Source organism: uncultured Anaerovibrio sp. (assembly GCF_947302755.1).
Lineage (GTDB): Bacteria > Bacillota > Negativicutes > Selenomonadales > Selenomonadaceae > Anaerovibrio.
The window spans coordinates 1-4,763 of record NZ_CAMYWM010000159.1 but is presented as its reverse complement, the minus strand read 5'-3'; the positions used below and the strand labels follow the sequence as shown (position 1 = coordinate 4,763).

At 46.6% G+C, this 4,763-nt stretch carries 4 protein-coding genes; 1 reads left to right on the top strand and 3 read right to left on the bottom strand.

Annotation, left to right across the window (positions count from 1 at the left end; genetic code table 11):
* The 3 genes from Q0Y54_RS11685 to Q0Y54_RS11675 all read right to left on the bottom strand — a co-directional run.
* A partial coding sequence (locus Q0Y54_RS11685; protein ID WP_297968141.1) for a Fic family protein occupies window positions 1-677 on the bottom strand: 677 nt, incomplete at its 3' end.
* 169 nt (window positions 678-846) lie between these two features.
* Window positions 847-2,190, bottom strand: a complete 1,344-nt coding sequence (locus Q0Y54_RS11680) for an anaerobic C4-dicarboxylate transporter (RefSeq protein ID WP_297968139.1) — start codon at window positions 2,188-2,190, stop codon at window positions 847-849.
* Window positions 2,191-2,445: 255 nt separating this feature from the next.
* Window positions 2,446-3,264 (bottom strand): hypothetical protein, encoded by an 819-nt coding sequence (locus tag Q0Y54_RS11675; protein WP_297968136.1) that lies wholly within the window; start codon window positions 3,262-3,264, stop codon window positions 2,446-2,448.
* 422 nt (window positions 3,265-3,686) lie between these two features.
* On the opposite strand from Q0Y54_RS11675, the gene Q0Y54_RS11670 reads away from it, so the two are divergent.
* The gene (locus tag Q0Y54_RS11670) at window positions 3,687-4,667 is read left to right on the top strand and encodes an Ltp family lipoprotein (RefSeq protein WP_297968132.1); all 981 of its coding nucleotides are present in this window, start codon (window positions 3,687-3,689) and stop codon (window positions 4,665-4,667) included.
* The last annotated feature ends 96 nt before the right edge of the window (window positions 4,668-4,763 follow it).

The window sequence follows — 4,763 nt, the reverse complement described above, 5'->3', positions numbered from 1 at the left end:
ATAGCAGCATAATATTCCTGTTGATTCTTCTCTATTTGACTTTCAAGAGGAATATACTCAAAGATACTTCGCCATCTGTACAGAAGTGCTGTATGCCACAGTCGTGCCATGCGGCCATTGCCATCGGCGAAGGGATGGATAAAAACAAATTCATAATGAAATACAGCAGCCATAATCAAAGGATGAATTGTTCCCTTGCTGGCATTCATCCATGTAAATAACTGCTCCATCAGTGCCGGAACCATATTGGGGGGCGGTGCCACAAAGATACATTGACCATCAGAAAAAACCCCCTCCTCCCCCTGGCGAAAATCTCCTGACTCCTTTACCAGCAAATAAGTCATAATTCCATGGATTCTCTTTAGCTCCTCCATGCTCCAAGGGTCAAGCTTCCCGATCTCCTCATAGGCGGCATAGGCATTTTTTACTTCCTGAATTTCATTCCGGTTGCCCATTACAGCATGACCATTGATAACATCACGAACCTCATCCATGGACAGTGAATTGGCTTCTATTTTTAATGATGAATGAATTGAACGTATTCTGTTATTTCGCCTCAAATGAGGCTTTGCCTCCAAATCCTTATGACTGGTAACCCTGCCCACCTTTTCCGAAATGGATGAAACCAGCTCCAACATACGATTTGAAATTGTATACGGCGGCATATATTCAACCATTTCCTCACCCCATCTTGCCTATTATCTTACATGCTATCTTACCTACCATCTTATACTTATTTCTAAAATTATACAAGCTTTTAATATAGCTGACCCGCAAAGAAATATATATCATAAATTCAGATGGAGTTAAAGCTCCACCTGAATAAGTTATCATTTTATTAGAATATTACACGATGGCATGGGCTATTACATAGCCGACACAGCAGCCTGTAATTACCCCGATGAGGCCAGGTATCATGAAGCTGTGGTTTAAAATAAATCTGCCAATTTTCGTGGTACCGGACCGGTCAAAGCCGATACAGGCCAAATCAGAAGGATAGGTTGGCAGGAAGAAATAACCATAGCAGGCCGAAATAAAGGAAAGGATAATAACCGGCTCTATCCCGGCCTCCAATGCCAATGGAACCACCACGGCAATGGCGGCAGCCTGGGAATTAACCAGCTTGGAGGTAAAGAAGGCGATAATGGCGTAGGCCCACGGGTATATACCTACGGCATATACCAGCATCCCCTTCAAAAATTCCATGTGATGGGCAAACAAGGTATTGGCCGTCCAGGCTACACCGTATACGGATACCAGGGCCACCATACCGGCTCTGAATACATTGGAGTCCGCCACCTTTTTGGCATCCACCTTGCAAAAGAACAGTATGGCTGCCGCTATACAGAGCATTACCATCTGAATAACCAGGGTCATGGAAATTGGTTTGGTGGCATTGCCATTGCCTGTAGGAAATTGCGGCAGCAGCTCATTCATGTTGCCCATCAAGGCAATAATCAATATGCCCAGGATAAAGATACCCACTGCTACGTAATTGGAGACAGGCAATTCCTTGTCCAGCAGGGACTCGGTGGAGCCGTAAACATACCGCCGCTGCTCCGGGTCAGCAATAAGGGCCTGGAATTCCGGATCCTTTTCCAGCTCCTTGCCCCGGCGCATGGACCAGATGGCAGCAGCCAAAACGCCGAAAAAGGTGGATGGTATGGATATCATCAATACCTTGGCCAGGCTTACATCATATCCCCCCATGGCCAAAAAGCTTACGATGGACACAATGGCCACAGAAACCGGTGAGCCGCAAATTCCCATCTGGGCGGCTACGGAGGATACTGCCATAGGACGCTCCGGCCGGATATTTTCCTTGATGGCCACGTCATAAATAATTGGGAACATAGTATAGCATACATGACCAGTACCGCACAGCACCGTCAGGAACCAGGTGGTAATCGGTGCCAGCAGGGTTACATTCTTCGGGTTGTTTCGCAATATTTTCTCCGCATATTTCAGCAATACCGTCAAGCCGCCTGAGGTCTGTAAAAAAGCAGCACAGGTAACTACTGCCAAAATAGTAAGCATTACATCATTAGGCGGTACGCCGGGCTTATAGCCGAATCCAAATACATACACCACCAGGCCCAGACCACTGACGGCAGCCAGGCCCAGACCGCCAAAGCGCACACCAATTATCAGGCACAGTAAAAAAACAATAAAGCTCAATGCGATTTCCATAGGCGCCCCTCCCCTGTTACATCCCATATCATTAATGACGATTATCTTTTTTGCAAAGCATTTTTATTCTTAAAATATTAATCTATATTAACATTTTATATCAACCACTCCGTTCAGACAATAAAAAATTTTATGACAGGAAACTTCGTGCGAAACGGTGTTTTGCACTACGCCCTTACACGAAGTAAAAGACCGGAAAGGGTATTCCCTTCCCGGCCTGAAAAAACAGCTTACTTATACTATATGCTCACTTAATTAACGCAGGAAATCCATGTCCTGGGCAGTATTGTCCTTTTTGTCATTCCAGCGCAGAATCCCCTGACGCATAATCAGCTCACAGCTGCCATCATCGTATACAGTAACATCATTTTCCTTGCCATTTTCATAAACGGTGCAATCAGTACAGATACCATTGCCCATGCATACCAAAATAGCATTTTCCTTGTCATAGCGGCAATTATACACCCATTCCCTGTGCTCAGAGGCACTGCTGCTCCAGGACATATTGGCAATATAGGCATTGTCCTTCTGTTCAATAACTATATTGCACCGGCCACAGGCCCATACACCGAGATAATCCTTTGGGGCTACCCCTTCCCGGGTGCTGCGGTAATCACTACTGTCACAGCGCACAAAATGCATGGCCCCATCCTGACCGGACCACAGCTCAGTCTGAAGGGAGCCGTCCTCATCAGTCTTGCCAAAGGACGCCCAGTTTACTCCATCTGCCTCGTCAAACACATACCATGGGGAATAGGAGCCATCGGGATGCTCCTCGCCAATTACCTTAATGGTGCCGTAGGAAGCACCGCCACCCCTGTAGGACAATTCATAGGTGTAGTCCTGATTTACCCTGAGTATACGGGAATCCAGTACGCCATCCTCGCGCCAAATACCAATAATTCCCTGAATACTAGTGTCCATTTTGCTCATATCATAGGCAGCAGACACCGGGGAAAATTTCCCCAGGCTTAAGCCAATCCACGCCACCACACCAAGAAGAGCAATCACACCCAGCCTTCTCCACAATGATGCACTACAAACCGTAAAATCACAGCCAGCTAATCTAAACACTTCAATCCCTCCTGTTCCTTTTTCCTTTTTACAGCATAGCAACACCGCTGCCTGAACCTAAATAATAGCTATCACCCCTCAGAGCAAGCAGGTCCCCCACCAAGGGACAGCCTGATATTCCACCGATACATCTTCTTTTCTCGAATTATATATCATCAATAATAATTGTACAATTCAAAATAATCAGACTTTAGTAGGGATTTTTACTACGAACACTTAGTGAGCACAAGCCTGTGGCGCAGTGGGAGCTTAGTGTTCGTGTAAGGGCGTAGTGCGAAACACCGTTTCGCACGAAGTTTTCCAAATAATTTTATCTAATTCTAACTTGCCATATTCAGTTAAATGCTAATAAAATAATACCATAGACAGTACAGCAACAGCCCGCTGTTCCTTTTCAAATTTTTTCATCAGGAGAATAAATTATGAAATCTTGCAACCGGATTTTATGTCAGATATTATTATCAGCCAGCCTTATGACCCTTTCCCCTCAGCTAGCCGGGGCTCAAATGGAAACCTTTACCGGTATCGGTGAATACACAGTAAGCGATAACGAAACCCTTCAGCAGGGGGAGGATAATGCGGTGAAGGAGGCCCTACGGGCCATTTCGGAGCAGGTGGGGGTCATGGTGTCCAGTAATACCACCATCGAAAATGCCGTGGTAACCCAGGACGAAATCGTTACCTTCAGCAGCAGCTTTGTAAAGGTGCTGAACAAACAGGTTGAACGCCATATGGACAAGGATGGTGATATTCACATCAGGGCCCAGGTAACCGGCAATGCAGATCCAGATTTGGTAATTAATGAATTGAGACAGCTTTCCAGAGCAACAGCCCCGAACAGGCAGGCCGCACCACCGATTAATACCGGTGCCAATACCACCCCACCACCAGTCACTGCTATCCCAAATACCAGCTTCCCGTCACCTCAGGTCATTTCACCGGCTCCAGCAAGGGGCCAGACCTCCGCAAAAAAAATTCCCCCTGAATATCAGGGAGCCTTACAGCAGGCTGAGGCCCATGCTGCCGCCAATAACCTGTCCAAAAAGGGACTGTTCCGATTTATGCTGAATAATGGTTATCCCAGAAAAATTGCCACCCTGCTAAGTGAAGGAGCTGATGTGGACTGGAAGGCCAATGCCCTGAACCGGGCCAATGATTATCTGAGTCAGGGCTATTATTCCCGCAATGGCATTTATCTTCAGCTCATGACCCCCAATGAGGGCTTTACCAGGGAGGAAGCCTTCTACGCCATGACCAACCTGTCCGCCGACTGGAACGGTCAGGCCCTGGGCAAAGCCCGGCAGTATCAGGAAAATGGGATGTCCAGGGATAAAATCCGCCAACGCCTCCTTATTGAGGGCTTTTCCACAGCCGAAGCCCAATATGCCATAGCAGCAATCTGAAAAATAGGAAAGCAGGCAAAAGCAATGCCTGCTTTTACTATGAAATCTTAGCGAAGCAAATCCGAAGGATGCAGAAGAGCTTTAGATTTCGTTGTA